The organism is Synechococcus sp. H55.2 (assembly GCF_047462495.1).
In the GTDB taxonomy this organism is placed as follows: domain Bacteria; phylum Cyanobacteriota; class Cyanobacteriia; order Thermostichales; family Thermostichaceae; genus Thermostichus.
In genome coordinates this window covers 1-912 of record NZ_JANSJH010000208.1, presented here as the reverse complement: position 1 = coordinate 912, position 912 = coordinate 1, and the positions used below count along the sequence as shown (strand labels likewise).

At 58.4% G+C, this 912-nt stretch carries 2 protein-coding genes; one reads left to right on the top strand and one right to left on the bottom strand.

Annotation, left to right across the window (positions count from 1 at the left end):
- A partial coding sequence (locus NW844_RS12960) for a DnaA ATPase domain-containing protein (RefSeq protein ID WP_414336242.1) occupies positions 1-622 on the bottom strand: 622 nt, incomplete at its 3' end.
- A gap of 214 nt (positions 623-836) precedes the next feature.
- Here NW844_RS12960 and NW844_RS12955 point away from each other — a divergent pair.
- Positions 837-912, top strand: a 76-nt coding sequence (locus NW844_RS12955) for a 50S ribosomal protein L34 (protein ID WP_414336244.1), incomplete at its 3' end; no start/stop codon positions are given.

The following is a 912-nucleotide window of genomic DNA, read 5'->3' as shown; positions in this document are numbered from 1 at the left end:
CATCGATTAAATCGTTGGTAAAGCGCTCGGTGGACACGTAAAAGACCTTCGCCTGCGGATTCGCCTCCAGTTGGTAGTGGCCGATGGCCTGCATGAGGTGGGTTTTGCCCAGCCCTACTCCGCCGCAGAGAAACAGCGGGTTGTAGGCGCGCCCAGGCTTGTCGGCTACGGCCAGAGCTGCAGCATGGGCCATGCGGTTGTTGGGGCCAACCACAAACCGTGAGAAGGAATACTTGGGGTTGAGATCCGGCGCTCGCATCGGCAGGCTGCCGCCGACTTCCAGCCCTAGAGTGGGGGAGGCAGGTAAGCTGCCGGCTCTGGGCAATGTTGGGGAAATGGCTTTTGCAGGGGGTTCTTCCTCAACCAAAGCGTGGGGGGAAACCGAAAACTCCACCTGTAAAGGGATCCCGGCCACCCGCTGCACCACCTCAGTGATGGTGGAGGCGTAGTGCTTTTGCAGCCAGCCCCGCGCCCATTCGCTAGGAGTCGAGATGGTGAGGCGGTTGTCCACCAACGACTCAGGCCGCGCCGTCTTGATCCAAGCCTCAAAAGTTGGACGGCTGAGCTGTACCTGTAGATGCCCCAGAGCTTCATTCCAGAGCTGATCCAGGGAGATATCCACACCACACACCCAGAGCGACACAGCAAAAGCCCAAGAGGAACAGCAGCCTCTGCTCCCTCGACAGTGGCTTTAGGATTCCCAATTTAGCTGCTCGGCGTGGGCTGGCCAATCTAGCTATTTTCCGTTGAGTCTGCTATAATTATTCGCCCCAGGCTGAATTTCGCTCTGGTCGGCTCTGGCAAGTGATGTTGGCTTCATAGGTTGGCTTCTCACCATGACTCAGCGTACCCTTCGCGGCACCAATCGCAGACGCATTCGCGTCTCTGGGTTTCGGGCCAGAATGCGCACAG